Origin of the sequence: Paenarthrobacter sp. NPDC091669 (assembly GCF_044756725.1) — a bacterium.
GTDB classification, from domain to species: Bacteria; Actinomycetota; Actinomycetes; order Actinomycetales; family Micrococcaceae; genus Arthrobacter; species Arthrobacter bambusae_C.
Genome location: NZ_JBIVTK010000005.1, coordinates 227,406 through 248,399 on the forward strand (window position 1 = coordinate 227,406; position 20,994 = coordinate 248,399).

General features: G+C 63.2%; 19 protein-coding genes. 15 read left to right on the forward strand and 4 right to left on the reverse strand.

The window, feature by feature from the left end; translation table 11 throughout:
- The first annotated feature begins 20 nt into the window (after positions 1 to 20).
- Genes atpD through ACIQLI_RS10770 form a run of 5 tightly spaced genes read left to right on the forward strand, consistent with a single transcriptional unit; the run spans position 21 to position 6,002 of the window.
- Positions 21 to 1,472 (forward strand): F0F1 ATP synthase subunit beta, encoded by a 1,452-nt coding sequence (gene atpD, locus ACIQLI_RS10750; protein ID WP_089595532.1) that lies wholly within the window; start codon positions 21 to 23, stop codon positions 1,470 to 1,472.
- Between the two features lies 1 nt (position 1,473).
- Entirely contained in the window at positions 1,474 to 1,758 is a 285-nt protein-coding gene (locus ACIQLI_RS10755) for a F0F1 ATP synthase subunit epsilon (RefSeq protein WP_089595531.1), read from the forward strand.
- A gap of 10 nt (positions 1,759 to 1,768) precedes the next feature.
- Complete coding sequence (locus tag ACIQLI_RS10760; RefSeq protein WP_400387979.1) at positions 1,769 to 2,200, forward strand: DUF2550 domain-containing protein; 432 nt, start codon at positions 1,769 to 1,771, stop codon at positions 2,198 to 2,200.
- A gap of 5 nt (positions 2,201 to 2,205) precedes the next feature.
- The gene (locus ACIQLI_RS10765; protein ID WP_400387982.1) at positions 2,206 to 3,504 is read left to right on the forward strand and encodes an alpha/beta hydrolase; all 1,299 of its coding nucleotides are present in this window, start codon (positions 2,206 to 2,208) and stop codon (positions 3,502 to 3,504) included.
- Positions 3,501 to 6,002 carry a bifunctional lysylphosphatidylglycerol flippase/synthetase MprF gene (locus ACIQLI_RS10770; protein ID WP_400387985.1) on the forward strand — a complete coding sequence of 834 codons (2,502 nt, stop codon included), beginning with the start codon at positions 3,501 to 3,503 and terminating at the stop codon, positions 6,000 to 6,002. The genes ACIQLI_RS10765 and ACIQLI_RS10770 overlap by 4 nt, the downstream gene beginning before the upstream one ends.
- Positions 6,003 to 6,167: 165 nt before the next feature.
- Here ACIQLI_RS10770 and ACIQLI_RS10775 read toward each other — a convergent pair whose 3' ends face one another.
- The 3 genes from ACIQLI_RS10775 to nucS all read right to left on the reverse strand — a co-directional run bounded on the left by ACIQLI_RS10775 (position 6,168) and on the right by nucS (position 8,621).
- A complete protein-coding gene (locus tag ACIQLI_RS10775) occupies positions 6,168 to 6,371 on the reverse strand; it encodes a cold-shock protein (RefSeq protein ID WP_018776337.1) in 204 nt (67 codons plus the stop codon).
- Between the two features lie 256 nt (positions 6,372 to 6,627).
- Positions 6,628 to 7,881 (reverse strand): N-acetylglucosamine-6-phosphate deacetylase, encoded by a 1,254-nt coding sequence (gene nagA, locus ACIQLI_RS10780; RefSeq protein WP_354228348.1) that lies wholly within the window; start codon positions 7,879 to 7,881, stop codon positions 6,628 to 6,630.
- Between the two features lie 44 nt (positions 7,882 to 7,925).
- Positions 7,926 to 8,621, reverse strand: coding sequence for an endonuclease NucS (nucS, locus tag ACIQLI_RS10785; protein WP_026540148.1), 696 nt, complete (start codon positions 8,619 to 8,621; stop codon positions 7,926 to 7,928).
- 57 nt (positions 8,622 to 8,678) lie between these two features.
- Between nucS and ACIQLI_RS10790 the strand changes: the two genes are divergently transcribed.
- Complete coding sequence (locus ACIQLI_RS10790; RefSeq protein WP_354228350.1) at positions 8,679 to 9,023, forward strand: ATP/GTP-binding protein; 345 nt, start codon at positions 8,679 to 8,681, stop codon at positions 9,021 to 9,023.
- 18 nt (positions 9,024 to 9,041) lie between these two features.
- On the forward strand, positions 9,042 to 9,836 hold the full coding sequence (locus ACIQLI_RS10795; protein ID WP_400387990.1) for an alpha/beta hydrolase: 795 nt from the start codon (positions 9,042 to 9,044) through the stop codon (positions 9,834 to 9,836).
- Between the two features lie 83 nt (positions 9,837 to 9,919).
- Here ACIQLI_RS10795 and ACIQLI_RS10800 read toward each other — a convergent pair whose 3' ends face one another.
- Positions 9,920 to 11,212: an AI-2E family transporter gene (locus ACIQLI_RS10800; protein WP_400387993.1), complete on the reverse strand. Its 1,293-nt coding sequence runs from the start codon at positions 11,210 to 11,212 to the stop codon at positions 9,920 to 9,922.
- Between the two features lie 202 nt (positions 11,213 to 11,414).
- Here ACIQLI_RS10800 and ACIQLI_RS10805 point away from each other — a divergent pair, with 202 nt between their 5' ends.
- From ACIQLI_RS10805 to ACIQLI_RS10840, 8 genes are all read left to right on the forward strand, one after another.
- Positions 11,415 to 13,172, forward strand: a complete 1,758-nt coding sequence (locus ACIQLI_RS10805; protein WP_400387996.1) for a hypothetical protein — start codon at positions 11,415 to 11,417, stop codon at positions 13,170 to 13,172.
- 37 nt (positions 13,173 to 13,209) lie between these two features.
- Positions 13,210 to 14,223, forward strand: coding sequence for a co-chaperone YbbN (locus tag ACIQLI_RS10810; RefSeq protein WP_400387999.1), 1,014 nt, complete (start codon positions 13,210 to 13,212; stop codon positions 14,221 to 14,223).
- Positions 14,223 to 15,323, forward strand: a complete 1,101-nt coding sequence (locus ACIQLI_RS10815; protein ID WP_400388002.1) for an NADH:flavin oxidoreductase/NADH oxidase — start codon at positions 14,223 to 14,225, stop codon at positions 15,321 to 15,323. The genes ACIQLI_RS10810 and ACIQLI_RS10815 overlap by 1 nt, the downstream gene beginning before the upstream one ends.
- A gap of 41 nt (positions 15,324 to 15,364) precedes the next feature.
- Complete coding sequence (locus tag ACIQLI_RS10820) at positions 15,365 to 16,258, forward strand: ABC transporter ATP-binding protein (protein WP_400388005.1); 894 nt, start codon at positions 15,365 to 15,367, stop codon at positions 16,256 to 16,258.
- Positions 16,240 to 17,811 (forward strand): transporter, encoded by a 1,572-nt coding sequence (locus ACIQLI_RS10825; protein WP_354228365.1) that lies wholly within the window; start codon positions 16,240 to 16,242, stop codon positions 17,809 to 17,811. The genes ACIQLI_RS10820 and ACIQLI_RS10825 overlap by 19 nt, the downstream gene beginning before the upstream one ends.
- A gap of 88 nt (positions 17,812 to 17,899) precedes the next feature.
- The gene (nagB, locus tag ACIQLI_RS10830) at positions 17,900 to 18,682 is read left to right on the forward strand and encodes a glucosamine-6-phosphate deaminase (protein ID WP_089595520.1); all 783 of its coding nucleotides are present in this window, start codon (positions 17,900 to 17,902) and stop codon (positions 18,680 to 18,682) included.
- 8 nt (positions 18,683 to 18,690) lie between these two features.
- On the forward strand, positions 18,691 to 19,029 hold the full coding sequence (locus ACIQLI_RS10835) for a DUF3039 domain-containing protein (RefSeq protein ID WP_089595519.1): 339 nt from the start codon (positions 18,691 to 18,693) through the stop codon (positions 19,027 to 19,029).
- A 109-nt stretch (positions 19,030 to 19,138) separates the two neighbouring features.
- The gene (locus ACIQLI_RS10840) at positions 19,139 to 20,914 is read left to right on the forward strand and encodes a DEAD/DEAH box helicase (RefSeq protein WP_089595518.1); all 1,776 of its coding nucleotides are present in this window, start codon (positions 19,139 to 19,141) and stop codon (positions 20,912 to 20,914) included.
- The last annotated feature ends 80 nt before the right edge of the window (positions 20,915 to 20,994 follow it).

A 20,994-nucleotide genomic window follows, 5' to 3' on the forward strand; every position in this document is an offset into this window, starting at 1 on the left:
TACTGAGTGAAGTGAGAGAGATGACTGCCACTGCTACCGAACACGTAGCAACGGCCGGTGCCACCGGCCGCATTGCCCGTGTTATTGGTCCGGTTGTCGACGTCGAATTCCCGGCTGACGCAATCCCCTCGATTTACAACGCTCTGACCACTGAGATCACTCTCAACGGCCAGACGAAGACCATCACGTTCGAGACCTCCCAGCACCTGGGTGACAACCTCGTCCGCGCCATCTCCCTGCAGGCAACCGACGGACTCGTCCGCGGTACCACTGTCCAGGACTCCGGCGCTCCGATCTCCGTGCCCGTCGGCGACGGCGTCAAGGGCCACATCTTCAACGTTCTCGGCAAGCCGCTGGACGTCGAAGAGTCCGAGATCAAGGCTGACGCCTACTGGCCGATCCACCGCAAGGCTCCGGCCTTCGCCTCGCTCGAGGGCTCCACGGAGATGCTCGAGACCGGCATCAAGGTCATCGACCTTCTCACCCCGTACATCAAGGGTGGAAAGATCGGCCTGTTCGGCGGCGCCGGTGTTGGCAAGACCGTTCTGATCCAGGAAATGATCACCCGTGTTGCCCGCAACTTCGGTGGTACTTCCGTATTCGCCGGTGTCGGCGAGCGTACCCGTGAAGGTAACGACCTCTGGGTTGAAATGGAAGAGGCAGGCGTCCTCAAGGACACCGCCCTTGTGTTCGGCCAGATGGATGAGCCGCCGGGAACGCGTCTGCGCGTGGCCCTGTCGGCCCTGACCATGGCGGAGTACTTCCGCGATGTCCAGAACCAGGACGTGTTGCTCTTCATCGACAACATCTTCCGCTTCACCCAGGCAGGCTCGGAAGTTTCCACGCTGCTCGGCCGTATGCCGTCCGCTGTGGGCTACCAGCCCAACCTTGCTGACGAGATGGGCCTCCTCCAGGAGCGCATCACCTCCACCAAGGGTCACTCCATCACGTCGATGCAGGCCATCTACGTGCCGGCTGATGACTACACCGACCCGGCCCCGGCCACGACCTTCGCACACCTCGACGCGACCACGGAACTTTCCCGTGAAATCGCATCCCGTGGTCTGTACCCGGCCGTTGACCCGCTGACGTCGACCTCCCGTATCCTGGATCCCCAGTACATCGGCAAGGACCACTACAACACGGCTGTCCGTGTTAAGCAGATCCTGCAGAAGAACAAGGAACTCCAGGACATCATCGCCATCCTCGGTGTTGACGAACTGTCTGAAGAGGACAAGATCGTCGTGTCGCGTGCACGTCGTATCCAGCAGTTCCTCTCCCAGAACACCTACACCGCCAAGCAGTTCACCGGCGTCGAGGGTTCCACCGTGTCCATCAAGGACACCGTTGAAGGCTTCACGGCCATCTGCGACGGCGAGCTGGACCACATTGCAGAGCAGGCGTTCTTCAACGTCGGCGGCCTGGATGATGTCGAGCGCCAGTGGGCCAAGATCCAGGAACAGACGAAGTAGTATGGCTGAGCTTGAGGTTGAGATTGTCGCAGCGGACCACTTCGTGTGGTCCGGCGCGGCCAAGATGGTGAAGGCCCGCACCAGCGATGGTGAAATCGGAATCCTGCCGGGCCACTCGCCCCTTCTGGCCATCCTGGCCGAGGGCGAGCTGGCAATCCAGCCGGTTTCCGGTGACCGTATCGCGGTAGTGGTCGACGGCGGATTCTTCTCCGTTGACAACGATCGCGTGGTCATTGTTGCTGACAACGCCAAATTGGGCGAAGCGGCTACAGCGGGGACCCGATAGCACGACCTTGATGGACGATTCCCTTATTCCGTTCATCGCCCTGGCAACGGCGTTTACGTTGCTGATCATTTCACTGTGCCTGTTCGGGGTGCGCCGCTTCAACCTGCGGCGTGCCCTGGGCACGGTAGACGCCTCCATTTGCACGGCTGGAAACAGCTGGCAGATGGGGGTTTGTCGTTATCAGGACAATGAGCTGGAGTGGTTCCGCTTGATGTCCCTGAGCGTGATCCCCAAGCACAGGTTTACGCGCAGTTCGCTCGAACTGCTGGGCCGCCGCCAACCCACCGAAGATGAACTCGTCAAGGTGCAGCCCGGCGTCGTGGTTGTTGAATTGCAGTACGAAGGCAAAAAGTTCATGCTCGCCATGAACTTCGACGCCTATGCGGGGCTGTCATCCTGGCTGGAGGCCGGTCCGGTCATCGGCGTCGGTACTTGGCGATAGGCGTTATGGATTTTCTTTCCGACGTCAGCCTGGTTGGTGGTCCGTTCCTCTGGTTCAGCATTGCTTGCGGTGCTGCCGGTGGAATGTACCTGCTCTGGCGACGACGACGCTCCTGGCCTTTGGTCGTTGTGGTCTCTCTCGCGATTTCTGCCGGCATCGTGGCGTTGGCTCACTGGATCCTGGTGGATCTCATGGCCACCTTTTCGGAGAACCTGCCCTTTGAGACACTGGCGTGGTCTGTTCCGGCTGTCGCGGCTGTCCTTCTTTGCGCAGCCCGCTTTCCGCGCAACTCCGGCAGGGGCCGCTCCCTCAGCATCCTGGCGATGCTGGGAGTCATCCTTCTGAGTGCGGTCCAAGTAAATCTCTACTTCGGGCTGAACAATTCGGTAGGAGATCTGCTGGGCACTGCAGTGGCCCGCATCCAACCCTTGGAGGCCGGCCTTCAACGGAGTCCGGACAGTAAGCCCGGTCCCGCCCTCAAGGGGTGGAAAGCGCCGGAGTCCATGCCAGGAAACGGAATTCTGCGCAAGGCCCACATCCCGGGGTCCGTCTCCGGTTTTTCCGCACGGGAAGCGTACATCTACCTTCCCCCCGCCTATCAGACCGTACCCCGCCCCACGTTGCCCGTACTGGTGCTTTTCTCAGGGCAGCCCGGTCGCCCGGCCGACTGGTTGACGGGCGGCCAACTCCGCACCCAGCTGGACCGTTTCGCTGAAGCCCACCACGGGGTGGCTCCGGTGACTGTCGTGGTGGATCCCAACGGGTCCAGCGGCGCCAACACCATGTGCATGGATAGCCTGATTGCCCCTGCGGACACATATCTCTCCAAGGATGTACCGGCCTGGATCACCTCTACGCTGGACGTCTCCGATGACCCCCAATTGTGGGCCGTGGGTGGCTTCTCGTTTGGCGGCACATGCGCCATGCAGATGGGTACAGTCCATCCGGAGCTCTTCTCAACGGTGCTCGCGTTCTCGGCCGAACGGGAACCCGCGTTGGCCAAAGACCGAAACAAGACCATTCAGGACTCGTTCGACGGCGATGCAGCGGCCTTTGCGTCGAGGACACCTTTGGCCTTGATGCAGCAACGCACTTATGCGGGAAGCGCTGTGTACCTCACTGCCGGCGAAACCGACCACGAGTTCACTGACTACATGCATGAGCTGGCTGAAGCGGCCAGGACTGCGGGTTTCGCAACAGAAGAACATACCATTCAGCACGCAGGACACTCTTGGGACGCTGTTGTCCGGGGTATGCCTGGAGGCTTGGGTTTCCTCGCCGACCGCTGGGAGCTGTCCCGGTGAGCCGTGCCCTCAAGGGTGTGGTCAAGCCGGCCTTGCTGCAGGCGGGCAGGCACGTGCGTGCCACCCCGTTCACCCTGCTGGTGCTGGGCTTGTTTGTGTTGTTGTCCCTGGTTTCGGGCAGTTTCCTGTCCGGCCCGCCGGAGCCGTGGCTTGCCTTCGCCGGCGTATCACTTGATGGTCTGCGGTCAGGAGAATGGTGGTCCATCTGGACGTCGCTGTTCTTCACCACCAATCCGCTGGCTTATGCCACAGCGATCCTGATGACCGTGTTTCTTCTGGGCCTTGCCGAGCGGCACCTGGGGTCACTCAAAACGGCCGGTGTGTTCTTGGGGGCCCAGTTCGCCTGCGTGTCGGCTTTCCTCTTGGTCACCCAAGTGGCTCAGCACTCAGATGACGGCTGGCTCTCACGCATGGCAGACACCCGGTTGATTGGTCCCTATGGGGCAGCCCTGGCTACGGCTTTGGCAGCCAGTGCCCTGCTCACTACGCTGTGGCAACGGCGCCTGCGCACCGTGGCCCTCTCGGTCTCCTTGCTCCTGGTGCTTTACGTGGGCCATGCCGAGACCGTCGTGGGGTTCCTGGGGGCCCTGATCGGATTGGCCGCAGGGTGGTGGATGCAAAGCAGCCAAGGGCATCTCCACCTGCATCGCTCCACGGGCAGGGAAGTGCGGAACCTGTTGTCGTTGACCATGGCAATCTTCGCTGTGGGTCCCATCGTTACCGCCGCAGCGAAGAGTCCGTCCGGGCCCCTGGCCTTGCTGCGGGACGTCATCCTGAATCCTTTGCCCACGCTCAGCCAGTTGGAAAGCAGCTGCGGGGGAACCATCGATGTTGCCTGTTTGGAGGTGGGCCGCCAGGGCTATACCGGCCCGTGGGGTTTGGCGCTGGCAGTGGTGCCTGTCGTTTTGCTCCTCATTTGTGCCGATGGCATGAGACGTGGACGCCGGCTGGCCTTGGGGATCGCGATCGCGGTCCAGTTGGTAGTGGTGGCGTTGTCAGCAATCTACCTCGGCCTCTTTGCCGGGATGCCCAGGCTGCAGGGGCGTCCGCACGTGCCCATGCTGAACTCGGCCGTGGTGCACCTGATCCCGCTCGTCGTCGTGCCGCTGGTGCTGGCTGTGCTGCTCTTTGTCTACCGTGGCCACTTCCGGGTGGTGACCTCGGATCGAATCCGGCGCAGAATCTTCTGGCTGGTAGGCCTGACCGGGGCAGGGCTTAGTCTCGCCTACACAGCAGTCTGGTTGGCGTCCGGCGGCATGGACCGCGACGGCGGCGTGCTGGGATTGGCTGCAGAACTGGCCCGGCAGTATCTTCCCGTTCCGCTGCCGGGCGTTTACCGGAAGGTCTTTGCCGAACGTGATGTCCTGGAGGTGTTCCTTTTCTCCTACTCCGGAACGGTGTTCTGGTTGGTGGCGCTGGTGGGCGTATGGATCCTGCTCATCCGTGGCCACCACTCCGGCGGACTCGACCACCAAGCCCGCCAGAGAGCCCGCACCCTGGTCAAGTCCGGGGGCGACTCCTTGTCCTGGATGGCGCTCTGGGAACCCAACAAGTACTGGTTCAACGGTGACGGCACCGGGGGAGTGGCCTACCAACACCATGGTCACGTGGCCTTGACGTTGGCTGGCCCGTTTGGGTCTGCGGGTCATCGTCTGGAAACCGCCAAGGGCTTCCTCGAATACTGCACCCAGCAGGCGTTGATACCGTGCTTCTACTCCTGTACGGATGAGCTGTGGCCCATGCTTCAAGCACGGGGGTTCCGCAGGGTGGCTGTTGCCCAGGAAACCCGCCTGCGGATCAGGGACCTGGAGTTCCGGGGCAAGGAATGGCAGAACGTCAGGACATCGCTGAACCGCGCCAAAAAACTGGGGATAACGGCCAGCTGGGGCCGCTACTCGGAGCTATCTCACGGCGTGCGCGCCCAAGTCACTGAGGTCTCCGAGGAGTGGGCGGCCCAGAAGAAGATTCCTGAAATGGGCTTCACCTTGGGCGGCCTGGACGAACTGGAGGACGACGACGTCCTGTGCTGCGTTGCGGTTGATGAGGCGGGGTTCGTCTATGGGGTCACCAGTTGGCTTCCGGTTTACGAGGAAGGCCAGGTTGCCAGTTGGACGCTGGACTTCATGAGGCGGCGGGGGGACACCTTCCCGGGAGTCATGGAATTCCTGATTGCCTCGGCCATCCTGCACTTGCGCGGCTCCGTAGAGGTCATCTCGCTGTCCGGTTCGCCTTTGGCCAGGGAGAAGGGCGAGATCGAACAGCAGGCTGAGGGCCTGGCGGGAATTCTGGATGCCGTGGGGCAAGCACTTGAACCAGTTTATGGATTCAGGTCGTTGGCTTCTTTTAAGTCCAGATTCCAGCCCGAGTACCGAACGTTGTACATGTATTACCAAGACCCCTTGCACCTTCCGGCAATGGGGCGCGCACTAAGCCATGCCTATCTGCCCGGATTGTCGGTGCGGCATTCAGCGCGGCTGCTCCGGACACTCGTTGCTTGAATAGTCAACCCCCATTCACCAGGACCACTTCGTCTTTCTTCATGGTTAGTAACAGGCGTTGTCGAAATATCAGGCATTACTGGCCTTAAACACATTGACCCCGGCGAGAAAGCCGGGGTCAATGTGTTTGTTGAATCTGCAACCAGCAGAATTCAGCAGCTAAGGCTAGACGACGGTAACGCCGGTTGCCTGGGGGCCCTTGGCGCCCTGACCGATCTCGAACTGAACGCGCTGGTTCTCATCGAGGGTCTTGAAGCCACCGGTCTGGATCTCGGAGTAGTGAACAAAAACGTCCCCATCCGAGTCATCCGGGGTGATAAAGCCGAAGCCCTTTTCAGCGTTGAACCACTTGACGGTTCCCAGTGCCATGTATTTCTCCTCATTATGGAACTTCAGTCCGATACACCTCGTACCGGCTTTGTTACTCCGCGAGAAGACCTTGGATTCCGTCCGGAAGATACCGGCTGGTTTCGCAGGAGCTTCACGCTCGCAACTCGTCTTGCGAGCATGAAAACCACCTACACAAAGACTGCTACAACACTTTCATGTGCCCTGCCGGAGGTCAACGGTCTTTTGGGCAATTCTGGAAAATTTTCGGTAAAAAGAAGGTAACGCGCGCATTCAATTAGCTCTGTGACAGCCACAAGCCGTTGCGCATCACGCCGGTGAGTTCAAGATCTTCGTTCGTCACCACGATGTCAGCCCGCAGGCCACGACGCAGTCCGCCTATTTCGTCGGAAAGTCCAAGGACAGCTGCAGGTACCGCCGTGGCGGAACAAATGGCGTCCGGAAGTTCGACGCCGGCCGCTACGGTTTTGCGGACGACCTCCAGGAGGGTGGCGGTGCCGCCTGCGATGGAACCAGTGGCATCGAGTGTGGCGACACCATCGCTGACGGTCACCGGGGAGGGCCCCAGCATGTAGCTGCCGTCCGAAAGGCCCGCGGCGGCCATGGAGTCCGTCACCAGGACGATGTTGGCAGCTCCTACCAACTGGAAAACCGTGGCTACTGTGCTGGGATCCAGATGGGTGCCGTCAGCGATGAGTTCCACCACGGCCTTTCCTTCCTGCGCCATCCGCAGGCAGGCAGCAACGGGACCCGGCGCGCGGTGGTGCAGGGGAGGCATCCCATTGAAAAGGTGCGTCACGGTGGGAAGTGAGCTGACGCCGTCGAACCCTGCTGATTCCAGCCCTTCACGGGCGGCGGCCAACGACGCCGCCGCTGTGGCGTCGTCGCAATCCGTGTGGCCCAGGGAAGGAGTGACGCCGTGGGAAGTCATCAGGTCCACCAGGGCGGCAGCACCCGGGAGCTCGGGGGCGTAGGTCATGGTGGCCAGCTTGCCTGCGGCGGCGCCGACGAGCTCCTCCATGAGGTCCAGGTCCGGTTCCAGCAAGTAGTCCGGGTTCTGGGCTCCACAGCGGGCATGGGACAGGAACGGCCCTTCGAGGTGGATTCCGGCTACGAGGCCTTCGTCCGCGAGCTTTACATACAGCTGGATGCCGCGGAGGAGGTCCTCCGGGGGAGCGGTCACCATGCTGGCAAGGAACGTTGTTGTTCCCGAACGGTGCAGGAAGTCCACGGCCTTGCGAGCCGATGCCTCTTCTCCGCCAGGGAAATCGCCGCCGTTGCCACCGTGGCAGTGGACATCCACCAGTCCGGGAATCAGGTAGCTGCCGCTGGGTACTCCCAAACGGACAGCGCTCTGGAAACCTTCGAATGATTCCGGATCAAAGCCACCCGCAGCTCCGGCGTAGGCGATTCTGTCGCCTTCGATGGCCACAAGGCCGTCCTCCACCACCTCGCCGTCACTGACAATCGTGCCTTTGATGATTTGGTGGCTTGGCGCGGAAGAAGTGGGCAAACGATCTGCGGCAGTCATGATGTCGATTCTAGTGGCCTGCGGCACATGAGCCCGGGGAAGAGCTAGAAGAGTCGGGACTCGCTGTCATCCACGCCCCGCATGGCGTCATAATCCAGCGTCACGCAGGCGATCCCGCGATCGTTGGCCAGGACCTTTGCCTGGGGCTTGATCTGTTGAGCGGCGAAGATGCCTCGTACTGGTGCCAGCAGGGGATCGCGGTTGAGCAGCTCAAGGTACCGCGTGAGCTGTTCGACGCCGTCGATGTCGCCTCGCCGCTTGAGTTCAACGGCCACTGTGGCGCCGTTTGCGTCCCGGGCCAGGATGTCGACAGGACCGATCGCCGTGAAGTACTCACGCCGGATGAGGGAGTAGCCGGTTCCGAGGGTCTCGATCTGCTCCGCAAGGAGTCGCTGAAGGTCCGCTTCCACCCCATCCTTGATCAGGCCGGGGTCGGTGCCGAGCTCGTGCGAGGTGTCGTGGAGTTGCTCGTAGATGTTGATGATCAGGCGGTCATCGGTCTTGGCAGATTGGACAGTCCATTGTTCCACCACACCTTCCTCCACGTCCGTCTCCTCCGGCGTGGTCACCCTGAGCGTGGCCGGCGGGCTCATCCAGTTCAGCGGTTTGTAGGAACCGCCGTCCGAGTGCACCAGCACGGAGCCATCGGCCTTGACCAGCAGCAGCCGGGTGGCGAGGGGGAGGTGGGCCTTGAGGCGGCCAACGTAATCAACAGAACAACGGGCTATGACGAGTCGCACCCGCTCCACATTACCGCCTCACCATCTGCAACAGGGTGGCTGGGGCAGAATGGAAGCATGCCCCGCTCCAACCGCCCTCGTCGCAACGCGTCCAGCACACGCTCCGGCAACGCCGGCGGCAAATGGGCCGCGCCGGCACCTGAACTTGACCTGGAAAGGGCGCGGGGTGGAATTGCCCGGCGGGAAAGCGCTCCGGATGGTGACTGGATGGTCCGGACCATGACAGCCAAAAAAGCGGAGAAGCAGTACATCTGCCCCGGCTGCTCCACTGCGATAGTCCCCGGCATCGCGCATCTGGTGGTGTGGTCCGACAGCCACCTGTTTGGACAGGCCGCAGGGTTGGCCGAACGCAGGCATTGGCACACCAACTGCTGGACGGGCAGGACATACCGCTACCGCTGATTCGCTAGGCTTGGAAGCATGACTTTCGACCCCGCCTCGTTCGTGTTTGCCCAGCAGGCTGCCCCCTCGGAGATCCGTGCTTCCACGGTCCTTCCCGCCCGACGCGAAAATGTGGAGTTCACCACTGAGGACGGCAAGGTATTGCTGGGCGAGCTGGCGCTGCCGGAATCAGGGGAGGTCACCGCCACGCTGATTACCCTCCACCCGCTGCCCACGCACGGCGGCTTCATGGACTCCCACGTCTATCGAAAGGCCTCCTACAGGCTCCCGGCGCTGGCCGGAGTGGCTGTGCTCAGGTTCAACACCCGCGGCACCCAGTCCCCGCGCGGTACCAGCGACGGCCACTTCGAAGAAGGCCTCGGGGAGCGCTACGACGTAGAGGCGGCAGTGCGCTTTGCTGTCGAACGGGGGTTGCCGAACCGTTGGCTCGTCGGATGGTCTTTTGGTACCGAACTTGCCTTGATGTATGGCGCTGTGGAGCCGGTTGCCCAGGAGATCGAGGGTGCAGTGCTGCTGTCCCCGCCTTTGCACCGGGCCACGGATGTCCACCTCAAGGAGTGGGCCGCCTCCGGCAAGCCGCTCACGGTCCTGGTGCCTGAACACGACGACTACCTGCAGCCTGCCGAAGCAGCCCAGCGGTTCAGCCTGGTGCCGCAGGCCCGGCTTGTCGGCGTCGACGGCGCCAAGCACCTGTGGGTGGGCGAGAAGTACGCTGCGCGCGTCCTGAATGAAATCGTCGACGACGTCACTCCCGCAGGTGCCGGCGTCGACGGCCTGCCCCGCGAGTGGGCGGGGCCGGTGGCAAACGGGTAGCGAAGAGTTTTTTGTACAGATAATGCCCCTCAACCTCGCGGTTAAGGGGCATTATCTGTACAAAAACCCGGCAGGGGACGCGGTCAGTGCCGGTCTTGGCGGATGATGAAGACTTCCTTGATCAGCAGCATGATGGCGGCCGCGGTGGGAATGGCGATCAGCGCGCCCAGGACGCCGAGCAGGCTGCCACCGGCGATCACCGAGATCACAGCCACGGCTCCCGGAACCGCCACGGCGCGTTGCATGATGCGCGGCGAGATGAAGTAGGCCTCGAACTGCAGGTAGGCGAAGTAGGCGATCGCGTAGATGACGGCGGTCTGCCAGCCAGCGGTCAGGGCCACCAGGATGACCACGACGGCGGCGATCATGCCGCCCACCAGCGGAATGAAGGCGAGCAGGGCCACCACAAAGGCAAGCAGGACGCTGAAGGGGATGCCCAGGATGGTCATCACAATGAAAGCGAAGATTGCATTCAGGAGGGCAACGCAGGCCTGGCCGATCACGTAGTTGCCCACGGAATCGGTGATCGCCTCCGAGAGAGCTTCAACACGGGGACGGCGGGACCGGGGTGCGAGGCGGTAGGCCCACTTCTTCATGGACGGCAGGGCCGCCAGGAAGTAGAGGCTCAGGACCAGCACGATCAGCGAGCCAAACAGTCCGTTGGCAACCGTGGAGCCAAAACCGACCACGCCGCCAAAGATGCCGCCCATGGCCTCGGGATCCTTAACGAACTTATCCAGCTCGGTGGTGATCCGGTCACGTACGCCGAACTGGCTGTCGGCGTTGCGGAAGAAGTCCGAGTCGAGGAATCCGCGGATCCATTCGGGGGCCTGGCGAACGATTTCCGATACCTGTTCAACGATGGTGGGAATCAGGGTTGCGAAGAACCCTGCCACCGCCAGGACCAGGGCTGAAACGGAGATCAGGATGCCTGCAGGCCGGGGGACCCTGCGGGATTCCAGCCAGCGGACTACGGGGTCCAGCCCCAAGGCGATGAAGAGTGCAGCGACGATCCACAGGATGAGCTGGGTGGTGTTGCTGGCGATATAGAACACTGCCAGGGCAATTCCGACGCCGGCGGTCCCCATGAAGCCCACATAGAGAGGGTGCTGGGACGACATTCGCGGCCCGGGGGCGCCGAACCCGTGGTCGTCTTCGGGCCGGAGGCCGCCGGGGCCCTCGTCGGTTTCGTCTTCCGGGGGCATTTCGAAACGTACGCGGGTGCGGGCTCCGGGAATGGGCTGCCTCAACCTGCGTCCGAGGGCGGCGAGTCGTCCGGTGCGGACCGGAACCGTTGCGGCGGTGCCGTCCGGGGAAGCATCCACCGCACTTGACCCGGGCTCATCGGTGGGACGGGGCTCCAAGTGGTCTTTCACGCGGTTTTGCTGCCTTTTCATTAGTGGTAAGGGGCTGATTCAGGCGCTGAAAGGCCCGGTTATCATGATCATCGCCACACTATCAGGAGCCCGGAATGCCGCGAGGGCGGCGCGATGGAGGGGTTTTCCCAATGTTGGGGAGATCACCCCGATCTGACTCTCTGATAACAAAACGGTTACCCTTGAAGTTCAACGACCGCTGATGATAGGTGATCCTGTGCGTTTGAAGACTGCAGCCTTGCTGGTGCTGCTGGGCCTGCTGACGATGCTGGCCGGCATTGGCCAGCTGACTTTCTGGGCCCCCTCCGAGACCGTAACCGCCTCGGTTCCCAGCGATACCAAAGCTGCCCCCTTGACGGTGATCGACCCGAAGTTGATTGCCCTCCACGACGGGCCAGTGAAGATCAAGATCCAGGGCGAAGGCAACTTCATGGTCGCCACCGGGCGACCGGACGACGTCGAAGCCTGGGTGGGTAAGACCGCCCACACCACGCTGACCGGCGTGTCGGCAGACCAGAAGTCACTGGAAGCCTCCTCGGTGGACGGCGAAGCAACGGCACCCTCCCCGGCGGGATCCGATCTGTGGGTCAGCACCGAAGACGCCAGCGGCGAGCTGGACTACACCTGGAACCCCCCTGCTGATGGCGAGTGGTCCCTGCTGCTGGCTGCAGACGGAACCCAGCCTGCGCCGTCGTCGATTTCCATGACGTTCCCGAACAACGCCACAACCCCGTGGGCCGTGCCGCTGATCGTCCTGGGCATCATCATCATCCTGGTGGGAGCGGCCCTGCCCTTCATCGCCAAAGCTCTGTCCAACCGCCGCAAGGACGGCCAGGACGACGAACCGCATGATGGCGGAGAGACCACCACACTGCCCGTCCAGTCGACGTCAAGTGATGCCGCCCGTGGTCGCGGTCCGAAAACCGAGGGCCCTGCGCTCCGCGTCACCGCCATTGCTGCTGCCTTGGCCGCGGTCATGGTAGGCGGCACGGCTGTCGCCGCCCAGGCAACCACCACGCCTGAGGCGACGCCCACCTCTTCTGCCGCGGCTCCCGCCGAAGGTGAAGGCGGCACCCCCGTGCTGCTGGAATCCCAGTTGCAGCGGATCCTGGAACAGGTTGCCAGCACAGTTGATGCTGCTGACGCTGCCAAGGATGCAGCCAAGCTGGCTCCGCGCGTCGACAAGATGGAACTGCAGATCCGTACGCAGAACTACAAGGTCCGGACCGCTGTATCGGCTTACGAAGCCCGTATGCCCGTCCGGGCCACGAAGCTCCAGAGCAGCGTCATCAGCACCAAGCGCGAGTGGCCCCGTACGGTCTTTGCCCTGACCCAGGGCGACGGCAACGTTGTGCCGCAGGTCCTGACGCTGGTTCAGCTCTCGCCGCGCGAAAACTACAAGCTCTGGGGCAGCGCGCCGCTGCAGCCGGGCACCAACTTCCCGTCGTTCCCGGTTCCCCGCGAAGGAACCGAACCCGTGCCCGCCGCCGACAACACCGGGTTGGCGTACAGCGGCAACGAGGCCTTGGGCATTCTGGCTGAAATGCTGACCACGCCTGACTCCCCGAACCGGAGCAAGCTGGCTGACGGCCAGGCGTCCCCGTACATCGCCGGTGCCCTTGCCTACCAGGCAGACACCGTGAAGAACGGGACCAGCGCCAACTTCAAGTTCACCCACACACCCGTGACCAACCAGACCGTAGTGCTGCGCACTGCCGACGGCGGCGCGTTGGTGGTTGGGCGCCTGGACTTTGCCTTCGAGGGCACACCCAAGGCGGCAGGAGACAAACTCCTGCTTGAAGACGATTCCGCCGTCTTTGCCGGGGGCAAGGAGACTACTACCGGCATGGTGCTGAACTTCGCCGAGTCCGTGGCGGTGTACATTCCGCCGGCAGGATCCGCAGATCCCATGAAGCTCGTAGCAGCCACCCGTGGCTTGGTAGGGGCAAGCTTCAAGTAGGCAATTCCGCTGCAGGGCAGCGGCTAGAGTGGATGGTATGAGTTCGCCCGGATACCGACCCACTCCAGCCGCTGCCAGCCAGCTCAACCTTCGCGGCGCCGTTGACCTCTCGTCACTGCGCCGCCCGGCCGCACCTCCCGCGCCGCCGGCCTCCGCTTCCGCGGACGGTGCTGCGCGCGACGGCGGAACCCCCAACGGTGATGAAACCAATGGTGGCGCCGGCACGGCACCCCTGAGGGTGGATGCCACCGAAACAAACTTCCAGGATCTGGTGCAGCTGTCTGCGCAGATTCCTGTTCTCTTCCTTCTCTGGTCACGCTATGCACCGGAATCGCCCGCAGTCCTTGACGCTGCTGAGCGGGTAGTAGTGAGCTACGCAGGCCGGCTGGTTCTTGCCGCGGCCGACGTCGACGCCTTCCCACAACTGGCCCAGGCTTTCCAAGTGCAGGTTGTCCCCACGGCCGTGGCCGTGGTGAAGGGCCAACCAGTTCCTCTGTTCCAGGGTCCTGCCGACGATGCGCAGATCAAGGACCTCGTGGAGGAACTCCTCAAGGTAGCTGCCGCCAACGGGGTCACCGGAAGCATCGGGGACGCCGCAGCCCAGGGTGAAGAGGCCGGGCCTGAGCCGCTCCCGCCCCTGCACCAGGCCGCCATTGACGCGATCGAGGCCGGTGACTACGCCGGAGCAGCAGCGTCCTACAAGCAAGCCCTGCTGGAACAGCCGGCCGACGCTGACGCCAAAGCCGGACTGGCCCAGGTGGAGCTCATGGCCCGGTTGGAGAACCTCTCCGCTCCGGAGGCAGAAAACCTTCGTGACCTTGCCGCCGGGGAACCGGACAACCTTGACGCCCAGTTGGGCGTCGCCGACCTCGACGTTTCCGGCGGGCACATCGAGGACGCCTTCAGCCGCATCATCACGTTCATCGGCAGGAACTTCGGTCCGGAACGCGAGACCGCGCGCGTACGGCTCCTTGAGCTCTTCGAGGTCGTCGGAACTACGGACGAGAGGGTAGCCAAGGCCCGTCAGGGACTCGCGAGGGTTCTTTTCTAGTGCCGTCCGCGCTGTTCTCCCCGCTGCAGCTGCGTTCACTCACCATCCCGCACCGGGGGTGGGTCTCGCCCATGTGCCAATACAGCTGTCATCCCGGGACCGGAGAAGGCGTCCCCAACGACTGGCATCTCATGCACCTCGGTTCTTTCGCCGCGGGTGGTGCCGCCTTGATCATGAGCGAGGCCGCGGCGGTTAACGCTGTGGGCAGGATCAGCCCGCTGGACGCCGGACTTTACTCCGATGAGCAGGCTGCGGGCTGGGAACGCATTGTCGATTTTGTCCACCGGCATGGCGCCGTGGACTGCAGGATCGGCGCGCAGCTGGCCCATGCAGGGCGCAAGGCTTCGACGTACTGGCCGTTCGCCGATCAGTCAGGTTCCGTGTCGTCGTCCGACGGCGGGTGGGGCACCGTTGGACCTTCCATCCAGCCGTTCGACGGCTATGCCGCGCCGGCTGCCATGAGCGAGGACGACATCCTGGCTGTGGTGGACGACTTTGCGGCCGCGGCCTCACGGGCCGTTGCTGCGGGTTTTGACGCCGTGGAGATCCACGGCGCCCACGGATATCTGTTGCACCAGTTCCAGAGCCCGCTCATCAACACCCGGACGGACAAATGGGGTGGTAGCGAGGAGGGGCGGAACAAGCTCATGCTCACTGTGGTGGACGCGGTCCGCGACGTCATCCCGGACTCCATGCCGCTCCTGTTGAGGATCTCCGCTACCGATTGGGCTGACGGGGGAGTGGACGGTGAGGCGTCAGTCCGCTTGGCGCGCGCGGCTGCCGGTCGCGGCGTCGACCTCGTGGATGTCTCTTCCGGCGGTGCCGTGGCGCACCAGAAAATCAGGGCCGTGCCGGGCTACCAGGCCGGGTTCGCCGAACAGATAAGGCGCGACGCCGGTGTCCCCACTGGCGCGGTGGGGCTCCTCACCAGTGCTGCGCAGGCCGAGGACATCGTTGCCAACGGCAGGGCGGATGCCGTGTTCATGGCGCGGGCCGCCCTGCGCGATCCCCATTGGTGGCTGAGGGCTGCGTACGAGCTCGGCCATGACATTTCCTGGGTTCCGCAGTACCAGCGGGCCGTCCCCCGCCACGGCTTCTAGAACCGGCTCCGGCTCCGGTGCGGCGAGGTTAGGCTGGTCACATGACGGAACCACGCCATGAACCCACGCCCACGTCCGCGCCGCCACAGGCCGCCCCGACTCCACCATTCCCCGCGCCGCCACAAGTCCCCGGACTGACCCCTGCAACCCAGGCCTCCGAGGCGCCGGCTGCGTCAGCGCCTCGGGCTGCCTTGTCCATCCGTGGCCTGGCCAAGCGCTTCGGTGACAAGATCGCCGTGGATGGCGTCAGCCTGGAAGTGCCTGCCGGATCCTTTTACGGGATGGTCGGTCCCAACGGTGCAGGCAAGACCACCACGTTGTCCATGGCCACCGGTCTGCTGAGGCCGGATTTTGGCACAGCCTTGATCCATGGGGTCGACGTTTGGGCCCGCCCGTTGGAGGCCAAGAAGCTCATGGGTGTGCTGCCTGATGGTGTGCGCCTTTTTGACAGGCTGACGGGCGAGCAATTGGTGACGTACTCCGGACTCCTTCGTGGCATGGACCGTGACGTAGTTGGTGCACGTGTTCCTGAGCTGCTGGCTGCCCTTGACCTTGAAGCCGATGCCGGTTCGCTGGTGGTGGATTATTCCGCCGGCATGACCAAGAAGATCGCCTTGGCCTCCGCGCTCATTCATGCACCGCGTCTCCTTGTCCTTGATGAGCCGTTTGAGTCGGTGGACCCTGTGTCCGCTGCCAATATCCGCGGCATCCTGGAGGGATACGTCGCCTCCGGAGGGACGGTCATTGTTTCCAGCCATGTGATGGACCTCGTGCAGCGCATGTGCAGCCACGTCGCAGTGGTGGCCGGCGGACGCGTTCTGGCAGCGGGTTCAGTGGACGAGGTCCGCGATGGCTCGACGTTGGAGGAACGCTTCGTCCAGTTGGTGGGCGGCGGACACCGGACGGAGGGCCTGGAATGGTTGCGCACCTTCTAAGCCTCAAGTGGCGCCTGCTCCTTAATGGGTTCAAGCGCAGTCCGTGGCAGCTGGTGGGCATGGCCCTGGGGCTCCTGTATGCGTTGGGATTGCTGGTCCTCCTGGTTGGAGGCCTCATAGCACTGCGGTTGGCTGATCCGGAGATCGCCCACACCGTTGTGGTATTGGGTGGAGCGGCCACAATCCTGGGGTGGGCCATCATCCCGCTCGTTGCTTCGGCGGCTGACATGACCCTTGACCCGGCGCGGTTCACCACCTTCGCCATACCTTCCAAGCAACTCTTGACGGGCCTTGCCCTCGCGGGTTTCATCGGCATTCCCGGCCTGGCTACCTTGATTGCCGCACTGGGGACGGTTGGAACCTGGTGGCGCAGTGTTCCGGCGGTCACTGGCGCCTTGCTGGGGGCCGTCCTGGGCGCACTGACGTGCATCGTGTTGTCCAAAGTGGTCACGACGGCAACAGCCGGCCTGGCGGCTTCGAGGCGTTTCAAGGACGTCAGCAGCATCATTGTCTTCATCCCCTTGGTGCTGCTGGGCCCCATCATGGTGGGCGTAGTAGACGGTGTCCGCGGCAGTGCCGACTACCTTCCGGTGCTCGCCCGAACGGTGTCGTGGACGCCCCTGGGTGCAGCCTGGTCCCTTGGTGGCGACATCGACTCGGGTCAATTCGCTGCGGCTGGACTGAAGTTCCTGATTGCGGCGGCCACCATCGCCCTACTCCTCCTCTGCTGGCACGTGCTCCTGAAGCGTGCCTTGGTGACACCGGCATACTCGGGAGGCACTGCCAGGAAGGGCGGAAAGCTGGGCTTGTTCGGCCTGCTCCCCGGGACGCCGGCCGGTGCGGTTGCTGCCAGGGCGCTGATCTACTGGTTGAAGGATCCGAGGTATGCGGCGTCCCTGGTGATTGTTCCCATGTTCCCTGTGCTGTTCTACTTCGGCGGCGCCCAGAGTGGCAGTTATGGCTTGCTCATGATTCTGGGTCCGCTGACCGCTTTCGTCATGGCATGGTCCATCTGCGCTGATGTCTCCTACGACAACACTGCTTTTGCCCTCCACCTTGCCGCAGGCGTCAGGGGAGTCGACGACAGGCTGGGGCGGGCCTTGGCCTGCCTGGCCATATCGCTGCCCATAGTCCTGCTCTTCACTGTGGGTCCGCTCTTCGTGACGGGGGATTGGCAGTGGCTGCCGAACCTCCTGGGTTTGTCCCTCGGAACTCTCTTCACCGGCTTGGGGCTTTCTTCGGTCATTTCGGCCCGCTACAACATTGCCGTCCCCTTGCCGGGCGACAGCCCGTTCAAGAAGCCGCCGGGAAACGTTGCCCAGACCTTGGCCGTCCAAGCAGTGGGGATGGGCCTCCTGGCCCTCCTGCTGGTTCCGGAACTTGCGCTGGTGGCAGTCCAGGCATTCACCGGTGGGCCGGAAGCCGGCTGGATCAATCTGGTGGCGGGTCCGGTACTGGGTGTCATCCTGTTCATCGTGGGCATCCGCCTCGGTGGAAAATGGTTGGACGCGCGGGGTCCGGAGATGTTCGCCCAGCTCAGTGTGAACCGCTAGCCACGTAACAACCATGCCCTGTAGGTGGGACATGGGATAACGTCTCTGTCAGATAGCTCGAAGACCCTAACCAAGAAAGGCCGTGACGATGGAAGTTGTCATTCTCCCTGGCACCAAGCAGATCGGTGCGCTTGCAGCCGATGCCATTGAAGCATTGGTCCGCCGTAAGCCGAACGCTGTGCTGGGCCTGGCTACAGGGTCCTCACCGCTGCCTGTCTATGACGAACTCGCTCGCCGCTACGATGCCGGGGGGCTGGACTTCAGCCAGGCGCACGGTTTCGCGTTGGACGAGTATGTTGGCCTCGAGGCTGGACACCCCGAGTCTTATCGCGAGGTGATCCGGCGCGAATTCACCAACCGGGTGAACATCAAGCCGGAGAATGTGCACGGACCTGACGGCGCCGCCAAGGATCTGGAGGCAGCCTGCCAGGACTACGAGGATGCCATCAAGGCAGTAGGGGGCGTGGACCTCCAGATCCTGGGCGTGGGCACTGACGGACACATCGGTTTCAACGAGCCCGGGTCTTCGCTGGCGTCCCGGACGCGGATCAAAACACTGATTGAGCAGACCCGGAAGGACAACGCCCGCTTCTTCGACAGCATCGATGATGTTCCCCACCACGTAGTGACGCAGGGGCTGGGGACCATTATGGATGCCCGGCATGTGGTGCTGGTCGCAACGGGTGCCCAAAAGGCGCAGGCGGTCCGTGATTTCGTGGAAGGACCCGTGGCCGCGATTTGTGCCGCATCCATCCTCCAGATGCACCCCCACGCAACAATTTTGGTGGATGAAGCGGCCGCGTCATCGCTGAAACTGGCTGATTACTATCGGCACACGTACGACAACAAGCCGGAGTGGCAGGGCATCTAGACGGTAAGATGTTTGGCATGACTACGCTTCCTCCGGATCCATTCGAAAACGACCCCATGCGCGAGCTTTCCGGAGCCGGAACGTCCACTGCCACCATTGAGCGCGAGGAAACGCGCCAGGAAGTGGAACCCGGCGACCGCGAGCGTTTTTCCCACTACGTCCGCAAGGAAAAGATCATGGAGTCGGCGTTGACCGGCGAGCCGGTCATTGCCTTGTGCGGCAAGGTGTGGACGCCTGGGCGCGACCCCCAGAAGTTCCCGGTCTGCCCGGAGTGCAAGGAGATCTATGAAGGCCTCCGCCCCGGCAACGACGGTGGAAAAAACGGCGGCCCGGGCAACTCCAAGTAGTGGGTGGGAAGCGAACACAGGTCCCTTCTGATCGATACCGTATCCTCCAGTCCGGCGTTCCCGCCGGACTGGAGGTGATGGTCGCTGCCATCACGCCGGGGGAGTCAGCATGACAGAAACACTTTTCGGTGGTCCATCCCTGCCTCCGGCATACCCGGAACGGGCCGCCTGGGGAACTGCGCCCAAGCTCCGTGCCTGGCAGCAGGAGGCCCTGGACCTCTATATGACCCGCAACCCGAAGGACTTCCTCGCCGTGGCAACGCCCGGCGCCGGTAAGACCACCTTCGCGTTGCGCATTGCCACCACACTGCTGGACAGTGGCGTGGTCAACCGCATCACGATCGTTGCTCCGACAGACCACTTGAAGCGGCAGTGGGCTGATGCCGCAGCCAAGGTGGGCATTGCAATAGATCCCAACTTCAAGAACTCCGATGGCCAGCACGGCCGTGGTTTTGTGGGCGTCGCCGTGACGTACGCGCAGGTGGCGAGCAAGCCCATGCTGCACCGCGCCAAGACTGAAGCGGCGCGCACGTTGGTGATCCTGGACGAAATCCACCACGGCGGTGAAGCGCTCTCCTGGGGCGATGGCCTCCGTGAGGCATTTGATCCGGCCGCAAGGCGCCTGTCACTGACGGGTACTCCGTTCCGCTCTGATACCTCGCCCATTCCGTTTGTCGAATACGCAGAGGACCGGGACGGCATCCGGCGTTCCAAGGCCGACTACACCTACGGCTACGGCAATGCGCTGCGGGACCATGTGGTCCGGCCCGTACTCTTCATGGCATATTCCGGCCAGATGCGGTGGCGTACCAGTGCGGGTGACGAAATGGCGGCCTCGCTGGGTGAAGCTGCCGTTACCAAGGACATCACCTCCCAGGCGTGGCGCACGGCGCTGAACCCCACCGGCGAGTGGATCCCTGCCGTCCTCGCCGCTGCGGACAAGCGACTCAGCGAAGTCAGGCGGACGGTGCCAGATGCCGGTGGCCTGGTCATTGCCACGGACCACGACGACGCCCGGGCCTATGCGGGCCAGCTCAAGAAGATCACGGGCCAGTCGCCCACGGTGATCCTTTCGGACGATTCCAAGGCTTCGAGCAAGATCGAGGAATTCTCCGCGGGAGAACAGCGCTGGATGGTCGCGGTCCGTATGGTGTCCGAAGGCGTAGACGTGCCGCGCCTTTCCGTCGGCGTCTATGCCACCTCCACCTCCACGCCGTTGTTCTTCGCACAGGCCGTGGGACGTTTTGTGCGTGCCCGCAAGAGGGGCGAGACGGCGTCGGTCTTCCTTCCGTCCGTGCCGCCGCTGATGATCCTCGCCAACACCATGGAGGCAGAGCGTGACCACGCTTTGGACCGCCCGGAGAAGGATGAGGACGGTCTCTTCAATCCCGAAGAGAACCTCATGGCCGAGGCCAACCGCGAGGACAAAGCGTCGGACGAGCTCACCAAGGGCAAGTTCGAAGCACTGGACTCCCAGGCGTCGTTTGACCGCGTGCTCTTTGATGGCGGCGAGTTCGGCACGGGCGCGGATATCGGTTCCGATGATGAACTGGACTTCCTGGGCATTCCCGGGCTCCTCGACGCCGAGCAAGTGGGAACGCTGCTGCGTCAACGCCAGCACGACCAGCAGTCGCGCAAGAAACGCCAGTCACCGCTGGCGGCTGCGGCTGCACCCGCTGTGCCTGACCACCGGATGCTCATGGATCTCCGGAACGAGTTGGCCAAGAACGTCGCTGCGTGGGCTGCCCGTACCGGCACCCCGCACGGAGTAGTGCACACCAAACTTCGTGAGGTGTGTGGCGGCCCGGCGGTGGCGCAGGCCAATGAGGAACAGTTGCAGGCCCGCCTGCGCAAGCTCCAGGATTGGTTCATTGGCAGGAAATAGCCGGACCATCATGTGCTGAAAAGCCAGGGGGCGCCGCGGTTGCGGCGCCCCCTGGCTTTTCAGCTGTCGCGCTGCAACGC

What these genes read in the sequence shown, in the direction of transcription:
- atpD (WP_089595532.1), top strand. Translation starts at nt 21, where the DNA reads ATGACTGCCACTGCTACCGAACACGTAGCAACGGCCGGTGCCACCGGC.
- nagA (WP_354228348.1), bottom strand. Translation starts at nt 7,881, where the DNA reads ATGACTGCCGCAGATCGTTTGCCCACTTCTTCCGCGCCAAGCCACCAA.
- ACIQLI_RS10820 (WP_400388005.1), top strand. Translation starts at nt 15,365, where the DNA reads ATGACGGAACCACGCCATGAACCCACGCCCACGTCCGCGCCGCCACAG.
- ACIQLI_RS10795 (WP_400387990.1), top strand. Translation starts at nt 9,042, where the DNA reads ATGACTTTCGACCCCGCCTCGTTCGTGTTTGCCCAGCAGGCTGCCCCC.
- ACIQLI_RS10790 (WP_354228350.1), top strand. Translation starts at nt 8,679, where the DNA reads ATGCCCCGCTCCAACCGCCCTCGTCGCAACGCGTCCAGCACACGCTCC.
- ACIQLI_RS10810 (WP_400387999.1), top strand. Translation starts at nt 13,210, where the DNA reads ATGAGTTCGCCCGGATACCGACCCACTCCAGCCGCTGCCAGCCAGCTC.
- ACIQLI_RS10835 (WP_089595519.1), top strand. Translation starts at nt 18,691, where the DNA reads ATGTTTGGCATGACTACGCTTCCTCCGGATCCATTCGAAAACGACCCC.
- ACIQLI_RS10775 (WP_018776337.1), bottom strand. Translation starts at nt 6,371, where the DNA reads ATGGCACTGGGAACCGTCAAGTGGTTCAACGCTGAAAAGGGCTTCGGC.
- ACIQLI_RS10760 (WP_400387979.1), top strand. Translation starts at nt 1,769, where the DNA reads ATGGACGATTCCCTTATTCCGTTCATCGCCCTGGCAACGGCGTTTACG.
- ACIQLI_RS10805 (WP_400387996.1), top strand. Translation starts at nt 11,415, where the DNA reads ATGATAGGTGATCCTGTGCGTTTGAAGACTGCAGCCTTGCTGGTGCTG.
- ACIQLI_RS10755 (WP_089595531.1), top strand. Translation starts at nt 1,474, where the DNA reads ATGGCTGAGCTTGAGGTTGAGATTGTCGCAGCGGACCACTTCGTGTGG.
- ACIQLI_RS10765 (WP_400387982.1), top strand. Translation starts at nt 2,206, where the DNA reads ATGGATTTTCTTTCCGACGTCAGCCTGGTTGGTGGTCCGTTCCTCTGG.
- ACIQLI_RS10840 (WP_089595518.1), top strand. Translation starts at nt 19,139, where the DNA reads ATGACAGAAACACTTTTCGGTGGTCCATCCCTGCCTCCGGCATACCCG.
- ACIQLI_RS10825 (WP_354228365.1), top strand. Translation starts at nt 16,240, where the DNA reads ATGGTTGCGCACCTTCTAAGCCTCAAGTGGCGCCTGCTCCTTAATGGG.
- nagB (WP_089595520.1), top strand. Translation starts at nt 17,900, where the DNA reads ATGGAAGTTGTCATTCTCCCTGGCACCAAGCAGATCGGTGCGCTTGCA.